Genomic DNA, 17,099 nt, shown 5'->3' with positions numbered 1-17,099 from the left:
GGACACCATCATATCACCAGATGATGAGTTTCGCTTCATCATCTGGTGGGACTACCCCCGCTCCCCACCCTCGTCATGGGTGAGCGGCAGGACGATCTCGCAGAGGAGGCCCTCTGGGCGCCAGTCCTGGCGCAGAGTGCCGCCGAGCTGGCCGCGGATGCTGCGGACCAGCAGGGAAGAGCCGAAGCCGCTGTGCCGGGGGGCGCCGGCGACCGGGGGACCGCCGCTCTCCTCCCAGACGAGGCGGAGGGCGCGGCCATCGCCCACCAGTTCCCAGCGCAGATCGACCCGGCCGTCCGGACTGGACAGGGCACCGTGTTTGGCCGCATTGGTCGCCAGCTCGTGCAATGACAGCGATACCGCCTGGACGTAGTCGGCCGGCAGATCGACCGCGGGGCCGGCCATGTGGACGCGGCCCGCATAGGGTTCCAGCTCCTCCCCCGCCAGCCCGGCAAGGTCGCCGCCCAGCCAGCGGTTGGCCGCCAACAGCGAGTGCGCCCGCGCCATGGCGGAGACGCGCCCCGTGACCGCCTGCTTGAACGCCGCCACGCTGTCGGCCGAGGTCAGCCCGACCAGGGCCTGCACCACGGCGAGCGCGTTCTTGGCGCGGTGGTCCACCTCGCGCATCAGCAGCGCCCGCGCCTCCTCAAGCTGGCGGCGCTCGGTGATGTCCATGATCGAGCCGATCAGGCCCAGGAAGTCGCCCCCGCCGGACAGCCGCGGCACGGCCACGTTCATGGCCCAGCGGTAGCGGCCGTCGCGGTGGCGGAGGCGGTATTCCTGGCGGAAGGCCCGCTGTCCGGCGATGGCTTCCGCCAGCGCCTGCCGCGCCGCCGGGGCGTCGTCGGGATGCAGGGCGGCAAGCCAGCCGGAGCCGGCGGCGGCGCGCTCGTCCTGCCCCGTCGCTTCCCGCCAGCCGCGGCTCATGTAGGTGCAGGACCCGTCCGGGGCGGTCATCCAGATGGTGACCGGGGCGCTGTCCGCGAGCACGCGGAAGCGCGCCTCGCTCTCCGCCAGCGCCTGTTCCGCCGCCTTGCGGGCGGTGATGTCGGTGGAGATGCCGCCGACCGCGACGATCCGGCCAGCGGCGTCGCGCAGAGGGAACTTGGCCGAGATGTAGGTTCGGCGACCGTCCGCGAAGTCGGCCTCCTCCTCCGCCTCCAGCGGTTCGCCCGTCGCCGCCACCCGGCGGTCGTTCAGGGTCCAGTCCACCTCGTGGCCGTAACGGTCCCGGTCCGTGAGGCCCAGCAGCGCCTCCAGCGAGGCGAAGCCGAACAGGTCGAGATAGGCGCTGTTCGCCAGGATGTAGCGACCCTGGAGGTCCTTGGCGAAGATCAGGCTGGTGGAATGGTCGATGAAGCTGCGGAAGCGCGCCTCGCTCTCCACCAGATCCCGGGCAGCCGTCCGGGTGCCGGTGATGTCCACCGTGAAGCCGACAACCCGCAATGACCCGTCGGGCCGGGCCACCCCCTCTCCCGCATGACGCAGCCAGCGCACCCCGCCGTCCGGCAACATCACCCGGAAATCGCACAGGCAGACGCCGCCGGGGCGGCACGCCTCGGTGAAGGACCGTCGTACCCGGGGACGGTCGCGCGGATGGATGGCCTCAAGGAGGTCACGGACGCTGGCGGTAGCGGGCAGGCCGAACAGATCCAGCACCCCTGGATGGCCCGTGGCCGTCCAGGTGGCGGGATCGATCTGCCACGCCTGGAGCCCGCCGCAGGCCTGCGCGAGCCGCACCTGCGCCGCGGCGACAGGATCGTCGCCCGCCGCGGACACGGCCTGGTCCATCCCGGCCGGAAAGGCCGGCCTGTCCGCCGGAAGCGGCGGAAGCGTCCGTCTGCTCTTACCAAAGGACAAGGAACCCGCCTGCCGTCCGCGCCCAGAAAGTCCCCTAGTCCTATACGAGGATGCCGGCGGACCAAACTGAGACGAACGGCATAGGGGGAGGACGGGCGCGCACGGTTCCGGGCGCTGTCACCGCCGCGCCGGCAGCGCGAGGTAGGACCCGGAGGCAGCCCGTCGGACCGGGACCGGCCGGGTGCCGCCCGTCAGGCGACGGAGAACTTCCGTTCCTCTTCCCGCTTCTTGGCCGGCTGATAGGCCAGGGCGGCGTGTTCGGCGCAGTAGGGCATGCCCGGCAGGGCGGGCTTGCCGCAGAAATGGAAGTCCGGGTGCTTGGGGTCGCCGACCGGCCATTTGCACATGCGCTCGGTCAGCGACAGGATGGTGGCACCGCGGGTCGGCTTCTTCTTGATCGGGGAGGGACGACCGGACAGGCCAAGGCGGTGGGCCTTGCCGATCACCGCGTTCCGGGTGACGTTGCCCAGAAGCTCGGCGATCTCACTGGCGCTCATCCCCTGCCCCCAGAGTTCGCGCAGCTTCCCGATCCGCTCTTCCGTCCAACTCATGAAGGTTTCTCCCCCAAGCTCCCGCGCGGCATCGGCACCCGGGACCGGCCGCCCCGGGGCATGACCGCGACCGCAGGTCCGGCTGCCTGCCATAGGTAACCTGTCAACACAAGAACCTATATCTTGTGCCGTGCAGTGCCCAACCGTACCAAATTTGCTTCCGGATGGGTAGGGGGCGGCTGCGATTTTTCTGTGGGAAACTCCGCAGACACCCCCTGCAGGGGCATGATGGCCGGCCGCCGCGGCGACCGGGTCTACTGGCCCTGGGCCAGGGAGAAGCCGGGCGCGCCGTCGAAGGTATAGAGACGCGCCGTCTGCACAATGTCGAATCCTGCATCGGCCATGCGCACGATCAGCGCAGCGATGGCGTTCTGGCTGACCTCGGCATTGCCCTCCCCCATCACCCGCAGGCGCCAGTGGTCGATGCAGAAGGTTTCCGGCGCACCGTCCGGCCAGACCTTCTGGCCGCGGTTGGAGATGACGGACAGCTTCAGCCCGTCCTGCACCAGCGGCAGCACGCGGGCGGCCATGGCACCGCCGTCGCCGCCGGTGTGGTCGATGAAGATGTCGCAGCCGACCAGCCGCTTCTTCGCGTCGTTGCGCGTCTTGAGCTGGATGCCGGCGAAGGTGGCCTTGGCGCCGACCTCGTAGCTTGCCGGGGTCAGCGTCACCGGCCGTTCGCCCAGCCGGTCGATCAGGTTCGCCGCGAAGTCGCGGGTGCCGACGCGGGCCTTGGAGATGCCGCGCTTGAAGATGTCCACCGTGTGGATGCCGTCCTCGATCATGCGCAGCCAGGCATTGTGGATGCGCTCCGCCGCCTCGGCCTGCCCGACATGCACGAGCATCATCACCGAGGCCAGGATCAGGCCCGAGGGGTTGGCGATGCCCTTGCCGGCGATGTTCGGCGCCGAGCCGTGGATGGCCTCGAACATGGCGCACTGGTCGCCGATGTTGGACGAGCCGGCGAGCCCGACCGAGCCCGTGATCTGGGCCGCGATGTCGGAGATGATGTCGCCGTAGAGGTTCAGGGTGACGATGACGTCGAACTGCTCGGGCGTATCCGCCAGCCGGGCGGCGCCGATGTCGATGATCATCGTCTCGTGCTCGATCTCCGGATACTCGGCGGCGATCTCGTCGAAGACGCGATGGAACAGGCCATCGCTGATCTTCATGATGTTGTCCTTGACGAAGGCCGTCACCTTGCGCCGGTGGTTGGCGCGGGCATACTCGAAGGCGTAGCGGATGATCTTCTCCGACCCCGGCCGGGAGATCAGCTTGACCGCCTGGGTGACGTCCTGGGTCTGCCGGTACTCGATGCCGGCATAGAGGTCCTCCTCGTTCTCGCGCACGATCACCACGTCCATCTGCGGGTGCTTCGTGTTGACGAACGGGTGGTAGCTGACGCAGGGGCGGATGTTGGCGTAAAGCCCCAGCGCGCCGCGGATCGTCACGTTCAGGGACTTGTAGCCGCCGCCCTGCGGCGTGGTGATCGGTGCCTTCAGGAAGACGCGGGTGCGACGCAGGCTGTCCCAGGCCGCCGGTTCCATGCCGTTCAGGATGCCGCGCCGGTAGACGCTCTCGCCGATCTGGATCTCCTCGTACTCCAGCGCGGCGCCCGCCGCCTCCAGGATCTCCAGGGTCGCATCCATGATCTCGGGACCGATCCCGTCGCCGCGCGCGATGGTGACCTTCGTCACGTCACTCATGCTGTCCGTCCTTTTCTGCCACTCCCCATCCATCGGGGGTATCCGGGCGCCGGGCAGACTATGCGCGGGCCGGAACCGTTTCAATCTAGCCCGATGCGCGGACGCGGACGGTCAGGAAGGACGGCGGGATCAGTGGTTCAGCTCGCGCATGCCGCGGTCCAGCCCCTCCAGCGTCAGGGGGTACATGCGGCCGTCCATGAGCTGGCGGATCATGGCGATGGACTGGGTGTAGCCCCAGTACTTCTCCGGCGTCGGGTTCAGCCAGATGGCATGGCGCCAGGTGTGCAGCAGCCGTTGCAACCAGACCTGCCCGGCCTCGGCGTTCCAGTGCTCCACGCTGCCGCCGGGCTGCACGATCTCGTAGGGGCTCATGGCGGCGTCGCCGACGAAGACCAGCTTGTAGTCCGGCCCGTAGGTATGGATCACGTCCCAGGTGGACATCCGCTCGACATGGCGGCGGCGGTTGTCCTTCCAGACGCCTTCATAGACGCAGTTGTGGAAGTAGAAGTATTCAAGATGCTTGAACTCCGTCCGGGCGGCGGAGAACAGCTCCTCGCAGACGCGCACATGGTCGTCCATGCTGCCGCCGACATCCAGGAACAGCAGCACCTTCACGGCATTGTGCCGTTCCGGCACCATCCGCAGGTCGAGCCAGCCGGCGTTGCGCGCGGTGGAGCGGATGGTGTCGGGCAGGTCCAGCACCTCGGCCGCGCCCTGACGGGCGAACCGGCGCAGCCGGCGCAGCGCCACCTTGATGTTGCGGGTGCCCAGCTCCACCCGGTCGTCCAGGTTGCGGAAGTCCCGCCGGTCCCAGACCTTCACGGCGCGGCGGTGGCGGCTCTCCTGCTGGCCGATGCGCACGCCCTCCGGATTGTAGCCGTAGGCCCCGAAGGGCGAGGTGCCGGCGGTGCCGATCCATTTCGAGCCGCCCTGGTGCCGCCCCTCCTGCTCGGCAAGGCGCTGCGCCAGCGTCTCCATCAACCGGTCCCAGCCCCCCAGGGCCTGGATCTGGGCCTTCTCCTCTTCCGTCAGCAGCTTTTCGGCCAGCTTGCGCAGCCATTCCTCTGGGATCTGCGCGAAGATCTCCTGCGGCGTCGCGCCGGACGCCTCCAGCCCCTTGAAGACCTGGCCGAAGACCTGGTCGAAACGGTCCAGGTTGCGCTCGTCCTTCACCAGCACGGCGCGGCAGAGATAGTAGAAGTCGTCGATGCTGTAGGCGGCGACGTGGGCCTGCATCGCCTCCATCAGCGCCAGATATTCCTTCAGGCTGACGGGCACCTGCGCCTTGCGCAGTTCGTAGAAGAAGGTGGTGAACATCGGCGCGGCCCTGCGGCGTTCCGGGACCCGGACTGTAGCAGAGCCGCCGGCCGCGGATGAAGGGCGGGGCCTATTCCGCGGCCAGGGCCTCCGCACGGCGGTGATACCAGACGCCCAGCGTCTCGCGCCGGCCGCGCAGGGAGACGCTCTCCGCCGACTGGAAGCCATCCAGCACCGCGGTTCCCCGGACGGCGACGGCGGCCTGCACGAGATCGTCGCTGGCGACGATGTCGGCATCGAGATCGCGGGTGATCTTCTCCAGCCGGCTGGCCACGTTCACCGTGTCGCCGATCACCGTGAACTCCACCTGCCGGTCGCCGCCGATGTCGCCCAGGATCACGGGGCCGTAGTGCAGCCCGATGCAGAGCCGCAACGCCGGCTGCCCCCGCTGCCGGCGTTCCCGGTTCCAGTCCCGCAGCGCCTCCGTCATGGCGCGGGCACAGGCCAGCGCCTCGGCCGGATCGGTGTCCGTCGCCGCCACCGTGCCGAAGGTGGCCATCACGCAGTCCCCGACATACTTGTCGATGGTGCCGCCATGGGCGAAGACGCAGCGCTCCATGCGCTGGCGGAAACCGCGCAGCAGCTCGATCACCTCGGGCGGCGGCGTCGTCTCGCAGATGCGGGTGAAGCCCATCAGGTCCGCGAACAGGACCGCCACCGGGCGGGTCTGCGGCTGGGCGAAGGGGCTGTCCTTGGCGGCGAGGCGGTCCACCATGTCCGGCGAGAAATAGCGGGCGAGGTTCGCCCGCTCCCGCTCCACCGCCACCGTGTCGGCCACCAGCCGGCGGGAACGTCCGACCACCACGGCCAGGACGAAGGCGACCAGCAGCAGGAGCAGCACCTGGCTGCCCCAGTTGACGACATCCACGAACATCGGGTCGAGATAGACCGCGAGGAAGTCCCCCAACGTGCCGGCACCGCCATAGGCGAGATCGGAATGATAGCTGCCGGGCTGGGCCATCACCCAGAGGGCCCCCACGGTCCAGACGAGCGCGGCGGACAGCCCGGCCCAGACGACGAGGCCGGGCGACTGCGCCAGCGCCGTGCCGGCGATGAAGAGGAAGAACAGCGAGAACCAGACGGTACGCAGCATCACCGGCGGCGGCAGCACCTCTCCGCCGATGGTGGCCATGCCCAGCAGGCCGTAGCCGATCAGCAGATTGTCCAGCGCCACCAGGGGATAGAGCATCCAGGGTCGGTACCAGTCCGTCCGGGTCAGCCAGACGGAGACGAGCGACAGGGCGGACAGAAGCACGATGAGAACGTAAGGCCGCAGATTCTCCATCGCCACGTCGATGGAGAGGACCCAGCCCAGGATCACCACCATGGTGATCAGCCGCGCGATCGCCAGCAGGCGCACGCCGCGGCGCTGTTCGCGCAGGAAGGCCGCATCCAGGCGCGCGACCTGCCGCTCGACCAGAGAGTCCGCCATGGCACCGTCCCCCAACACGCCCGCTCACGCCTGTTCCCTGCCCGGCAATCCCGGCGGAAACAAGGCATCCGGACGGCACGATCCTGCCCCGTCCGATCGGGGCAGCAAAGCGCGATCTCCGCTCAGGCCACGAGCCAGAACAGGGCGAACAGTCCGTCCGGATCGGTCCAGGTCCGTTCCGTGCGCAGGCCCGCACGGGCCGCCAGCGCGGCGACTCCGGGCAGGGTGTACTTGTAGGAGTTCTCGGTGTGGATCGTCTCCCCCGCCTGGAAGGCGAAGCTCCGCCCCGCCGCCCGCACGATCTGGTCGCGGCGGCTGACCAGATGCATCTCCACCCGGCCGCGCTCGGGGTCGTAGAAGGCGCGGTGGGCGAAGGCATCCGGGTCGAAGCTGCCGCCCAGCTCGCGGTTGATGCGGGCCAGCAGGTTCAGGTTGAAGGCCGCCGTCACCCCGGCCGCGTCGTTGTAGGCGGCGTGCAGCCGGGCCGGATCCTTGCGCAGATCCACGCCGACCAGCAGGCCGCCGGGCCGTTCGTCGGCCGCGCGCGGCCCGGCCCGGCGCAGCCAGCGCCCCCAGAGGGAGAGGAAGGCCAGCGCCTCGACCGGGTCCAGGTTGCCGATGGTGGAGCCCGGGAAGAACACCACCCGCCGCCCCGGCAGCCGCGATGCCGGCGGCGGCACGGCGATTCCGGCCAGGAACTCCGGGTGCAGGCAGTCGGCGCAGAGGGCCAGCACGTCCAGCTCCGGATAGTCCGCCGCCAGCCGGTCACAGGCGGCGCGCAGATGCGCCCGGCTGATGTCGATGCCGACATAACCGGCCGGGTCCTCCAGCCGGTCGAGCAGCAGCCGCACCTTGACGGAGGAGCCGCTGCCCAGCTCGATCACCTGGCAGCCCGGCCCCAGCAGGTCCGCCATCTCCGCCCCGGACTCCGCCAGGATGCCGATCTCCGTCCGCGTCGGATAATATTCCGGCTGGGCGGTGATGAGATCGAACAGCCGCGAGCCCTCGGCATCGTAGAAGAACGTCGCGGGCAGGGTCCGGGGCTTGGCCGACAGGCCGCGCAGGACGGCCTCGCGGAATCCCTCCTCGCGCGGGGCGAGGTCGAGGAAGCTGGCACGCACCGGGCCGTGGCCCGGCCCGGGTGCTGTGGTCGCGTCGCGGGACATCGGCCCCCCCTCTTCTGGCTTCCCGTCAGCGGGCCAGCCGGAGGCCGCTGAACTGCCAGCGCGCGGCCGGCGGGAAGAAGTTGCGGTAGGTGGGCCGGACATGGCCCGTGGGGGTGGCGCAGGAGCCGCCGCGCAGGACCATCTGCCCGCTCATGAACTTTCCGTTGTACTCGCCCACCGCCCCGGCCGCCGTGCGGAAGCCCGGATAGGGGAGATAGGCGGACGCGGTCCAGTCCCAGACCTCCCCGTACCAGGACGGGCCCGACAGCGGAGCGGGGTGATAACGCCCGGCATCGGCAAAGGTGCCCGAGGGCGCGCGCAGGGCGGCCACCGTCTCCCATTCCGCTTCCGTCGGCAGCCGGGTGCCGAGGCCCGCCGGGCTGCTGGAACCGGCATGGACCCCGGCGGCCCAGCGGGCGAAGGCGTCGGCCTCGTACTGGCTGACATGGGCGACCGGCTCCGCCGGATCCGGGCGGCGCTCGCCGGACAGGGTGAAGACCCGCCAGTCGCCGTCCCCGGCGTCGCGCCAGTAGAGCGGCGCCCGCCAGCCTTCCGCCTGCACCGCGGCCCAGCCGTCGGAGAGCCAGAGCGACGGCGTGGCGTAACCGCCATCGGCCATGAAGGCCAGCCACTCGCCGCAGGTGACCGGCCGGTCGGCGAGCGCGAAGGGCTCCAGCCAGACGCGGTGGCGTGGGCCTTCGTTGTCGTAGGCGAAGCCGGGACCCGCATGGCCGACCTCGACCAGACCGCCGGGATGCTCGACCCAGCCGAGCGGCGGCAGCCCCCCCGGCACCCTGTCGTCCGTCCCAGGGCCGGCGGGCCGCAGGAGATACCGCAGGGGGTTCTGGGCCAGCAGGTGCTTCAGATCCGTCAGCAGCAGTTCCTGGTGCTGCTGCTCGTGGGCGATGCCCAGGTCGATCAGGTCCAGGGCCTCGGCCGCGGGGCCGCTTTCCAGGAAGGCGGCCAGCCGGCGGTCCACCTGCGCCCGCCAGTCCAGCACCTCGGCCACGCCGGGCCGGGTGACGAGCCCGCGCCGGGGCCGTGGATGCCGGTCGCCCGCGGCGACGTAATAGGAGTTGAAGAGATAGGCCCAGGCGGGATCGTGCGGCGGCTGGCCGGCATGCGGCCCCAGCACGAAGGTCTCGAAGAACCAGGTCGTGTGCGCCAGATGCCACTTCACCGGGCTGGCATCCGGCATGGACTGCACCACCATGTCCTCGGCCGACAGGCCGTCGGTCAGGGTGACGCTGCGGGCACGGGTGGCGGCAAGGCGGGCGGCCAGCAGAGCGGCCCGGTCGGGACAGGCATCGGGCATCGGCGGCTCCGGCGGCGGGGATCACTCGCCCCCAGGATAGGGGCATCCGCCGCGGCACCGGCCGGCAACTCCCGTCAGGTACGGCGATTCCGCCCTAGGCCGATGGGCCGGGAACCGCCCGTCCATCCGTCAGGGGCAGGTCGCCAGGGCTACTCCGTCCCCCGCTCCCGCCGGGCCATGAAGGCGAGGCGTTCGAACAGATGGACGTCCTGCTCGTTCTTCAGCAGGGCGCCGTGCAGCGGCGGGATCAGCTTCCTGGGATCGCGCTGGCGCAGCGTCTCGGCCGGGATGTCCTCCACCAGCAGCAGGCGCAGCCAGTCCAGCAGCTCCGACGTGCTGGGCTTCTTCTTCAGGCCCGGCACCTCCCGCACCTCGTAGAACAGGGCCAGCGCGTCGCGCAGCAGCTCCTGCTTCAGCTCCGGGAAGTGGACATCCACGATGCGGCGCATCGTGTCGGGATCGGGGAAGCGGATGTAGTGGAAGAAGCAGCGGCGCAGGAAGGCGTCCGGCAGTTCCTTCTCGTTGTTCGAGGTGATGATGACGACGGGCCGCTGCCGCGCCTTCACCGTCTCCCCCGTCTCGTAGACGTGGAACTCCATGCGGTCGAGTTCCAGCAGCAGGTCGTTGGGGAACTCGATGTCCGCCTTGTCCACCTCGTCGATCAGCAGGACGGGGGCGGGCTCGGTCTCGAACGCCTGCCACAGCCGGCCCTTGCGGATGTAGTTGCGGATGTCGTGGACCCGCGGATCGCCGAGCTGGCTGTCGCGCAGGCGGCTGACGGCGTCGTACTCGTAGAGGCCCTGCTGCGCCTTGGTCGTGGACTTGATGTGCCAGGACAGCAGCGGCCGGCCGAGCGCCGCGGCCACCTCCTGCGCCAGCACGGTCTTGCCGGTGCCGGGCTCGCCCTTCACCAGCAGCGGCCGTTGCAGGGTGATCGCGGCGTTGACGGCGACGCGCAGATCGTCGGTGGCGACGTAGCTGGAGGTGCCTTCGAACCGGGTCATGCCCTGCCCTTCCTTCGCCCGTTCAGGAGCCGCCGCCCTTGCGGAACCGGCGCCCTTTCAGGACCGTCGGCGGCGGGAGCGGGCAGATAACCACCCCGCCGGCCGGCTGCAAAGCGGCAATCCCGGCCGCCGCCGCGGGCGTCCGTCAGGCGGAACGCCGGGGAGCGCCCGGACGGCGGAACGCCGGGGCGCCCGGACGGCGGCACGCCCGCCCGGCGCCCCCGCCGGCCCGTACCGGTTACTCCGCCGCCGCGGCGGTGCCGGCCAGCACCGCCTCGATGGCGGCGACGGCGGCCTCGGCCTTGCCGGCGTCGGGACCGCCGGCCTGCGCCATGTCGGGACGGCCGCCGCCGCCCTTGCCGCCCATCGCCGCCGACCCGGCCCGGACCAGATCGACGGCCGACAGCCGGCCGGCCAGATCCTCGGTGACGCCGACGACGATGGAGCCCTTGCCGTCCGCCTGGGAGATGGCGACGACGACGCCGGAGCCGACCTGCTTCTTCAGGTCGTCGGCCAGGGGCTTCAGGTCCTTCGCCGGCAGATCGGGCAGCACGCGGGCCAGCAGCTTCACGCCGCCGACCTCCTTCACCGCGGCGGCGGCCGCCGGCCCGGCCCCGCCGCCGCCCAGCGCCACCTGACGGCGCAGGTCGGCCAGTTCCTTCTCCAGCCGGCGGCGCTCCTCCACCAGGGCCGCGACCTTGGCCGGCACCTCGGCCGGCGGGACCTTGAGCGCGGAGGCCGCCTGGATCAGCCGCCCTTCCTGCTCATCGAGGTAGGAGAGCGCGCCACGGCCGGTCATCGCCTCGATGCGGCGGACGCCGGCGGCCACGGCCCCTTCGGAGACGATCTTGAACAGGCCGATGTCGCCGGTGCGGCGGACATGGGTGCCGCCGCACAGCTCGACGGAGAATTCCTTGTTGCCGCCGGCATCGACCCCGCCCATGGAGACGACGCGCACCTCCTCGCCGTACTTCTCCCCGAACAGCGCCATGGCGCCCAGTTCGATGGCGGCGTCCGGGCTCATCAGCCGGGTCGTGACCTCGGAATTGCCGAGGATACGGCGGTTCACCTCCGCCTCCACGACCTGCACATCCTCGGCCGAGAGCGGCGTCGGCTGGCTGATGTCGAAGCGCAGGCGCTCCGGCGCCACCAGCGAGCCCTTCTGCGTGACATGCTCGCCCAGGCGGCGGCGCAGCGCCTCGTGCAGCAGGTGGGTGGCGGAGTGGTTGGCGCGGATGTCGGCGCGGCGCGCCCCGTCCACCCGCAGTTCCACCACGTCGCCGACCGCGATCGTGCCGCGGGTCACGGCGCCGATGTGGGCCCAGACGGCGCCCAGCTTCTTCTGCGTGTCGCGCACCGCGACCTCGGCCCCGCCGGCCGAGAACAGCACGCCGCTGTCGCCGACCTGACCGCCGGATTCACCGTAGAACGGCGTCTGGTTGACGACGACGATGACCTCCTGCCCGGCCGCGGCCCGGTCCAGCCGGGTGCCGGCGGGATCGAGCAGGGCCGTCACCTTGGCCTCCGCCATCTCGGTGTCGTAGCCGAGGAATTCGGTGGCGCCGACCTCGTCCTTCAACTCGAACCAGACGCGCTCGGTCGCCGCCTCGCCCGACCCGGCCCAGGCGGCGCGGGCCTTGCGCCGCTGCTCCTCCATGGCGGCATTGAAGCCGTCCACGTCCACGCCGCGCTGACGGCCGCGCAGCACGTCCTGCGTCAGGTCGAGGGGGAAGCCGTAGGTGTCGTAAAGCGTGAAGGCGACCTGGCCGGACAGCGCCTGACCGGGCGCGAGCCGGCCCTCCTCCTCGTCCAGCAGCCGCAGGCCGCGATCGAGGGTCTGCTTGAACTTCGTCTCCTCCAGCCGCAACGTCTCGGTGATCAGCGGCTGGGCGCGCTGCAACTCGGTGTAGTGGCCGCCCATCTCGCGCACCAGCGCCGGGACGAGGCGGTACATCACCGGGTCCTTCGCGCCGAGCATGTGGGCATGGCGCATGGCCCGGCGCATGATCCGGCGCAGCACGTAGCCGCGCCCCTCGTTCGACGGCATCACGCCGTCCGCGATGAGGAAGGAGCAGGCGCGCAGATGGTCGGCGATGACACGGTGGCTGACCGCGTGCGCCCCCTCGGGCGGGGCCCCGGTGGCATCGGCCGAGGCCAGGATCAGCGCCCGCATCAGGTCGGTGTCGTAGTTGTCGTGCACGCCCTGGAGCACGGCCGCCAGCCGCTCCAGCCCCATGCCGGTGTCGATCGACGGCTTCGGCAGCGGCACCCGCTCGTGACCGCCGTCCTTCGGGAACTGCTCGTACTGCATGAAGACGAGGTTCCAGATCTCGATGAAGCGGTCGCCGTCCTGTTCGGCGCTGCCCGGCGGACCGCCGGCGATGTGCGGGCCGTGGTCGAAGAAGATCTCCGAGCACGGACCGCAGGGGCCGGTGTCGCCCATCATCCAGAAATTATCGGAGGTGGGGATGCGGATGATCCTGTCGTCGCCGATGCCGGCGACCTTCTTCCAGAGGTCCGCCGCCTCGTCGTCGGTGTGGAAGACGGTGACGCAGAGCCGGTCCTTCGGCAGCCCGTACTCCTTCGTGATCAGGGTCCAGGCCAGCTCGATGGCATCGGCCTTGAAGTAGTCCCCGAAGCTGAAGTTGCCCAGCATCTCGAAGAAGGTGTGGTGCCGGGCCGTGTAGCCGACATTCTCCAGGTCATTGTGCTTGCCGCCGGCACGGACGCACTTCTGCGCGGTCACGGCCCGGCTGTAGGGGCGCGTCTCGTTGCCGGTGAAGACGTTCTTGAACTGCACCATCCCGGCGTTCGTGAACATCAGCGTCGGGTCGTTGCGCGGCACGAGCGGCGAGCTGTCCACGACGGCGTGGCCGTTCTTCTTGAAGAAATCCAGGAAGGTGGCGCGGATCTCGTTCGCGGTCTTCTTGCTCATGACGGGTACGGCCCTGCTGCTCGTCAAACGTGCCGGATGGCGCGGAACGGGGGTTTTACCGTGGGCAGATGGGGAATGTCCACGGCAAGGCACAGGGCACGGCCCCCGGACGGGGCATCCGGCGCGGCCGAGCGGGGCGCAGGTCAGCGCGCGGCGAGCCACCGGGTCCGGCAGCGACCCGGTGGCCCCGTCCAGGATGCGTTTTCCGGACGGAAACGCCGCCTGGACGGGGAAAGGGCGCGGGCGCCGCTGCGACGCGCTGCTGCCGCCCCGTCGAAGGGGCCGGCAGCCAATGACCGGTGGCTGGACGACCTCAGTCCGGGCTGGCGGCGTCGCCGTCGGACTCGGGCGCCCCCATCATGGCACTGGCGACGAGACCGGCATTGGCGCGGACCTTGGCCTCGATCGCCTCCGCCACGGCGGCGTTGTTGCGCAGGAAGGTCTTGGCGTTCTCCCGCCCCTGGCCGATGCGCTGGCCGTCGTAGGAGAACCAGGCGCCCGACTTCTCCACCACGCCGGCCTGGATGCCGAGGTCGAGCAGTTCGCCCACCTTGGACACGCCCTCGCCGTACATGATGTCGAATTCGACCACCCGGAACGGCGGCGCCATCTTGTTCTTGACCACCTTCACGCGGGTCTGGTTGCCGACCACGTTGTCACGGTCCTTGATCGCACCGATGCGGCGGATGTCGAGACGGATGGAGGCGTAGAACTTCAGCGCATTGCCGCCCGTCGTCGTCTCCGGGTTGCCGAACATGACGCCGATCTTCAGCCGGATCTGGTTGATGAAGATGACGAGGCAGCGCGACTTGGAGATGGAGCCGGTCAGCTTACGCAAGGCCTGGCTCATCAGCCGGGCATGCAGGCCGACATGGCTGTCGCCCATCTCCCCTTCCAGTTCGGCCCGCGGCACCAGCGCGGCCACGGAATCCACCACCAGCACGTCGATGGCACCGGAGCGGACCAGCGTGTCCGCGATCTCCAGCGCCTGCTCACCCGCATCGGGCTGGGAGATCAGCAGTTCGTCCACGTCCACGCCCAGCTTGCGGGCATAGGCCGGGTCGAGCGCATGCTCGGCATCCACGAAGGCACAGGTGCCGCCGGCCTTCTGCGCTTCCGCGATGGCATGGAGCGCGAGCGTCGTCTTGCCCGAGCTTTCCGGCCCGTAGATCTCGACGATGCGGCCGCGCGGAAGCCCGCCGATGCCGAGCGCGATGTCGAGCCCGAGGGAGCCGGTGGAGATCGCCTCCGTCTCCGCCATCGCCTCCCGCGCGCCGAGCTTCATGATGGAGCCCTTGCCGAACGCGCGTTCGATCTGGCCGAGGGCGGCGTCCAGCGCTTTCTGCTTATCCATGGGGGTGTCTACCAGACGGAGTGAAGCTGCCGACATTGGCGGTCCCTTTCCTTCTCGCACGGCGGGGAAGCGCGTTCAACCGCGGGAAAATGTACCCGTTCCGTTCCCTCCCGCCAAGCGAAAATGTTCTCTCTATGTTCGCACCCGCCGCCCGCCGGCGGGGAGACCTGGAACTTTCAGAAGAAGACGGTATTTTTCTCGCATTAAGTGTATTAGAATTTTCTGTCATTCACTTTTCGAATATCACATATGACATTTTAGCCAGCAAACCATTGAAATATCAAGGAGCCGCAGAAATGCAAGGGGTGCAGCGCAGGGCGGGACTAAATGAATATGCACAAGTGGTCCTGCAACTCGCGGTCTACGTTTCATTAACAGAAGACCGACGAGAAATGCACTTATCACCAACTGAATCGTATAGTATGCATAAGAACGTGCATTTTTCTTGAGATGCTGCCACCGATGCGGGCTGGCGGCGGGGGAGCCTTACGCCGATGTCCAGCATCCTGAAGTCTGTTGCCGAGGCTCTCGCCTCGCGGGCCGTTACCGCCAAGCTCTACGCCATCGCCGCCGGGCTGCTGCTTCTGATTGCCTTTGTCGGCGGTCAGGCTCTGATCGAGATGCGGAAGGATCTGCTTCATAGCCGCATCGAGGCGCTGGGGGATCTGGTCGAGACGGCACAGAGTATCGCAGCGGAACTCAATCAGGAAGTGCAGGCCGGCCAGATCAGCCGGGAGGAGGCGATAACCCGTTTCCGCGACCGGACCCGGGCGATGCGCTACAACGGCGGCAGCGACTACATGGTCGCCTACGACATGAACGGCACCCAGCTTGTCGGCGCCGACCCTAGGCAGGAGGGCACCAACCGGCTGGACGTCCAGGATTCCAATGGCGTCTACATCGTGCGGGAGTTCATCCGGGTCGCCTCCACCGCCGGCACCGGCACGGTCGAGTACCATTATCCCCGCCCGGGCAGCACCGAGCCTTCCCCGAAGATCACCTACGTCAGTGTCTTCGCCCCCTGGAACATCGTGATCGGCACCGGGGTCTACATCGACGACATCGACACCGCCTTCCAGCGCAAGCTGGCCAGCTTCGGCATGACCATCGCCGTCATCATCGCCGGCGCCCTGTTCGTCGTCTGGCTGGTCGCCCGCAGCATCTCCGGCCCGCTCTCCACCCTGGAGAGCTGCATGGGCCGGCTGGCAAGCGGCGACCTGACGACCGAGATCCCGACGGCCAGGCGGCTGGACGAGATCGGCCGCATGGTCAAGGCCGTGGCGGTCTTCAAGACCAACGCGCTCGACCGCCAGCGCCTGGAGCGGGAGCAGGTCGAAGCCAAGGCCCGTGCCGAAACCGAACGGCGCGCCTCCCTGATGCGTCTCGCCAACGAGTTCGAGGCCAGCATCGGCGAGATCGTCAACGCCGTCTCCAGTTCCGCCACCGAAACGGAAACCGCCGCCGTCGCCATGAGCAGTTCCGCCGAGCAGTCCACCCGGCAGGCTGCCGCCGTCGCCGCCGCCGCCGACCAGGCCTCGACCAACGTCAACATGGTGGCCGGCGCCACCGAGGAACTGTCCGCCTCCATCCAGGAGATCAGCCGGCAGGTGGACAGCTCGACCAAGATCGCCGGACAGGCCGTCTCGGACGTGGAGCGGACCAACTCCATCATGGCCGCCCTTCAGGCGGCGGCCCAGCAGATCGGTGCCGTCGTCGAGCTGATCAACACCATCGCCGGGCAGACCAACCTGCTGGCGCTGAACGCCACCATCGAGGCCGCCCGGGCCGGCGAAGCCGGCAAGGGCTTCGCCGTCGTTGCCAGCGAGGTCAAGGCCCTGGCCAACCAGACCGCCAAGGCCACCGACGAGATCCAGCTCAAGGTCGCGGAAATCCGCAACGCCACCGGCGATGCCGTCGCCGCCATCCGGGAGGTCGCGGAAACCGTGACCCGCATCAACGGCATCACCACCACCGTCGCCGCCGCCGTGGAGGAGCAGAGCGCCGCCACCCGCGAGATCGCCGGCAACGTGCAGCAGGCCGCCGCCGGAACCCAGGAGGTCTCCAGCAACATCGCCGGTGTCACCCAGGCCGCCGGCGAAACGGGGGCCGCCGCATCGCAGATGCTGTCCGCCGCAGCCAACCTGTCGAAGGAGGCCGCCAACCTGCGCAGTCAGGTGCAGACATTCCTGGAGACGGTCCGGCGGGGCTGACCCGTCACCGCCCGACCGGCTGTCCCGGGCATCTGAACCGGGTTTCCGTCTGGCATCCGAAGCAGAGCCGCTGATAGCGGCGCAGGATGCAAGGCGATGGCCGGACAGACGCCCGGGGTTCCGGGCCTTGTCCGGCTCTGCAACGGCTGTTCAAGCGAAAACGGTTCAAAGACGACTGTATTGACGATCTTTATTCAGCATCCCGAGTTTTCGCCGCTTTCGCCAAGACCGCCCCGTTTCATGACAGGC

12 protein-coding genes are annotated in these 17,099 nt (G+C 69.4%); 2 read left to right on the top strand and 10 right to left on the bottom strand.

Going from position 1 to position 17,099, the window contains the following annotated elements; genetic code table 11:
- Positions 1 to 51: 51 nt before the first annotated feature.
- The 10 genes from RC1_RS19870 to recA form a co-directional block, all read right to left on the bottom strand.
- Positions 52 to 1,779 carry a PAS domain S-box protein gene (locus RC1_RS19870; RefSeq protein ID WP_184446267.1) on the bottom strand — a complete coding sequence of 576 codons (1,728 nt, stop codon included), beginning with the start codon at positions 1,777 to 1,779 and terminating at the stop codon, positions 52 to 54.
- A gap of 272 nt (positions 1,780 to 2,051) precedes the next feature.
- Positions 2,052 to 2,411, bottom strand: coding sequence for a GcrA family cell cycle regulator (locus tag RC1_RS04305; RefSeq protein ID WP_012566127.1), 360 nt, complete (start codon positions 2,409 to 2,411; stop codon positions 2,052 to 2,054).
- A gap of 254 nt (positions 2,412 to 2,665) precedes the next feature.
- The gene (locus RC1_RS04300) at positions 2,666 to 4,117 is read right to left on the bottom strand and encodes an NADP-dependent isocitrate dehydrogenase (protein WP_012566126.1); all 1,452 of its coding nucleotides are present in this window, start codon (positions 4,115 to 4,117) and stop codon (positions 2,666 to 2,668) included.
- Between the two features lie 129 nt (positions 4,118 to 4,246).
- The gene (locus RC1_RS04295) at positions 4,247 to 5,434 is read right to left on the bottom strand and encodes a vWA domain-containing protein (protein WP_012566125.1); all 1,188 of its coding nucleotides are present in this window, start codon (positions 5,432 to 5,434) and stop codon (positions 4,247 to 4,249) included.
- Between the two features lie 70 nt (positions 5,435 to 5,504).
- Positions 5,505 to 6,866 (bottom strand): adenylate/guanylate cyclase domain-containing protein, encoded by a 1,362-nt coding sequence (locus RC1_RS04290; protein WP_012566124.1) that lies wholly within the window; start codon positions 6,864 to 6,866, stop codon positions 5,505 to 5,507.
- Between the two features lie 122 nt (positions 6,867 to 6,988).
- Positions 6,989 to 8,032, bottom strand: coding sequence for an L-histidine N(alpha)-methyltransferase (gene egtD / locus RC1_RS04285; protein WP_012566123.1), 1,044 nt, complete (start codon positions 8,030 to 8,032; stop codon positions 6,989 to 6,991).
- A 25-nt stretch (positions 8,033 to 8,057) separates the two neighbouring features.
- The gene (egtB, locus tag RC1_RS04280; RefSeq protein ID WP_012566122.1) at positions 8,058 to 9,347 is read right to left on the bottom strand and encodes an ergothioneine biosynthesis protein EgtB; all 1,290 of its coding nucleotides are present in this window, start codon (positions 9,345 to 9,347) and stop codon (positions 8,058 to 8,060) included.
- A gap of 149 nt (positions 9,348 to 9,496) precedes the next feature.
- Complete coding sequence (locus tag RC1_RS04275) at positions 9,497 to 10,351, bottom strand: AAA family ATPase (RefSeq protein ID WP_012566121.1); 855 nt, start codon at positions 10,349 to 10,351, stop codon at positions 9,497 to 9,499.
- 238 nt (positions 10,352 to 10,589) lie between these two features.
- Positions 10,590 to 13,286, bottom strand: coding sequence for an alanine--tRNA ligase (alaS, locus tag RC1_RS04270; protein ID WP_012566120.1), 2,697 nt, complete (start codon positions 13,284 to 13,286; stop codon positions 10,590 to 10,592).
- Between the two features lie 313 nt (positions 13,287 to 13,599).
- Positions 13,600 to 14,676, bottom strand: coding sequence for a recombinase RecA (gene recA, locus RC1_RS04265; protein ID WP_012566119.1), 1,077 nt, complete (start codon positions 14,674 to 14,676; stop codon positions 13,600 to 13,602).
- 98 nt (positions 14,677 to 14,774) lie between these two features.
- Between recA and RC1_RS21360 the strand changes: the two genes are divergently transcribed.
- Complete coding sequence (locus RC1_RS21360; RefSeq protein WP_148213379.1) at positions 14,775 to 15,089, top strand: hypothetical protein; 315 nt, start codon at positions 14,775 to 14,777, stop codon at positions 15,087 to 15,089.
- 45 nt (positions 15,090 to 15,134) lie between these two features.
- Positions 15,135 to 16,850, top strand: a complete 1,716-nt coding sequence (locus RC1_RS22455) for a methyl-accepting chemotaxis protein (protein ID WP_012566118.1) — start codon at positions 15,135 to 15,137, stop codon at positions 16,848 to 16,850.
- Positions 16,851 to 17,099: the final 249 nt, after the last annotated feature.

Source organism: Rhodospirillum centenum SW (assembly GCF_000016185.1).
Taxonomy (GTDB): Bacteria; Pseudomonadota; Alphaproteobacteria; order Azospirillales; family Azospirillaceae; genus Rhodocista; species Rhodocista centena.
This window is presented reverse-complemented; position numbering and strand designations above follow the sequence as displayed.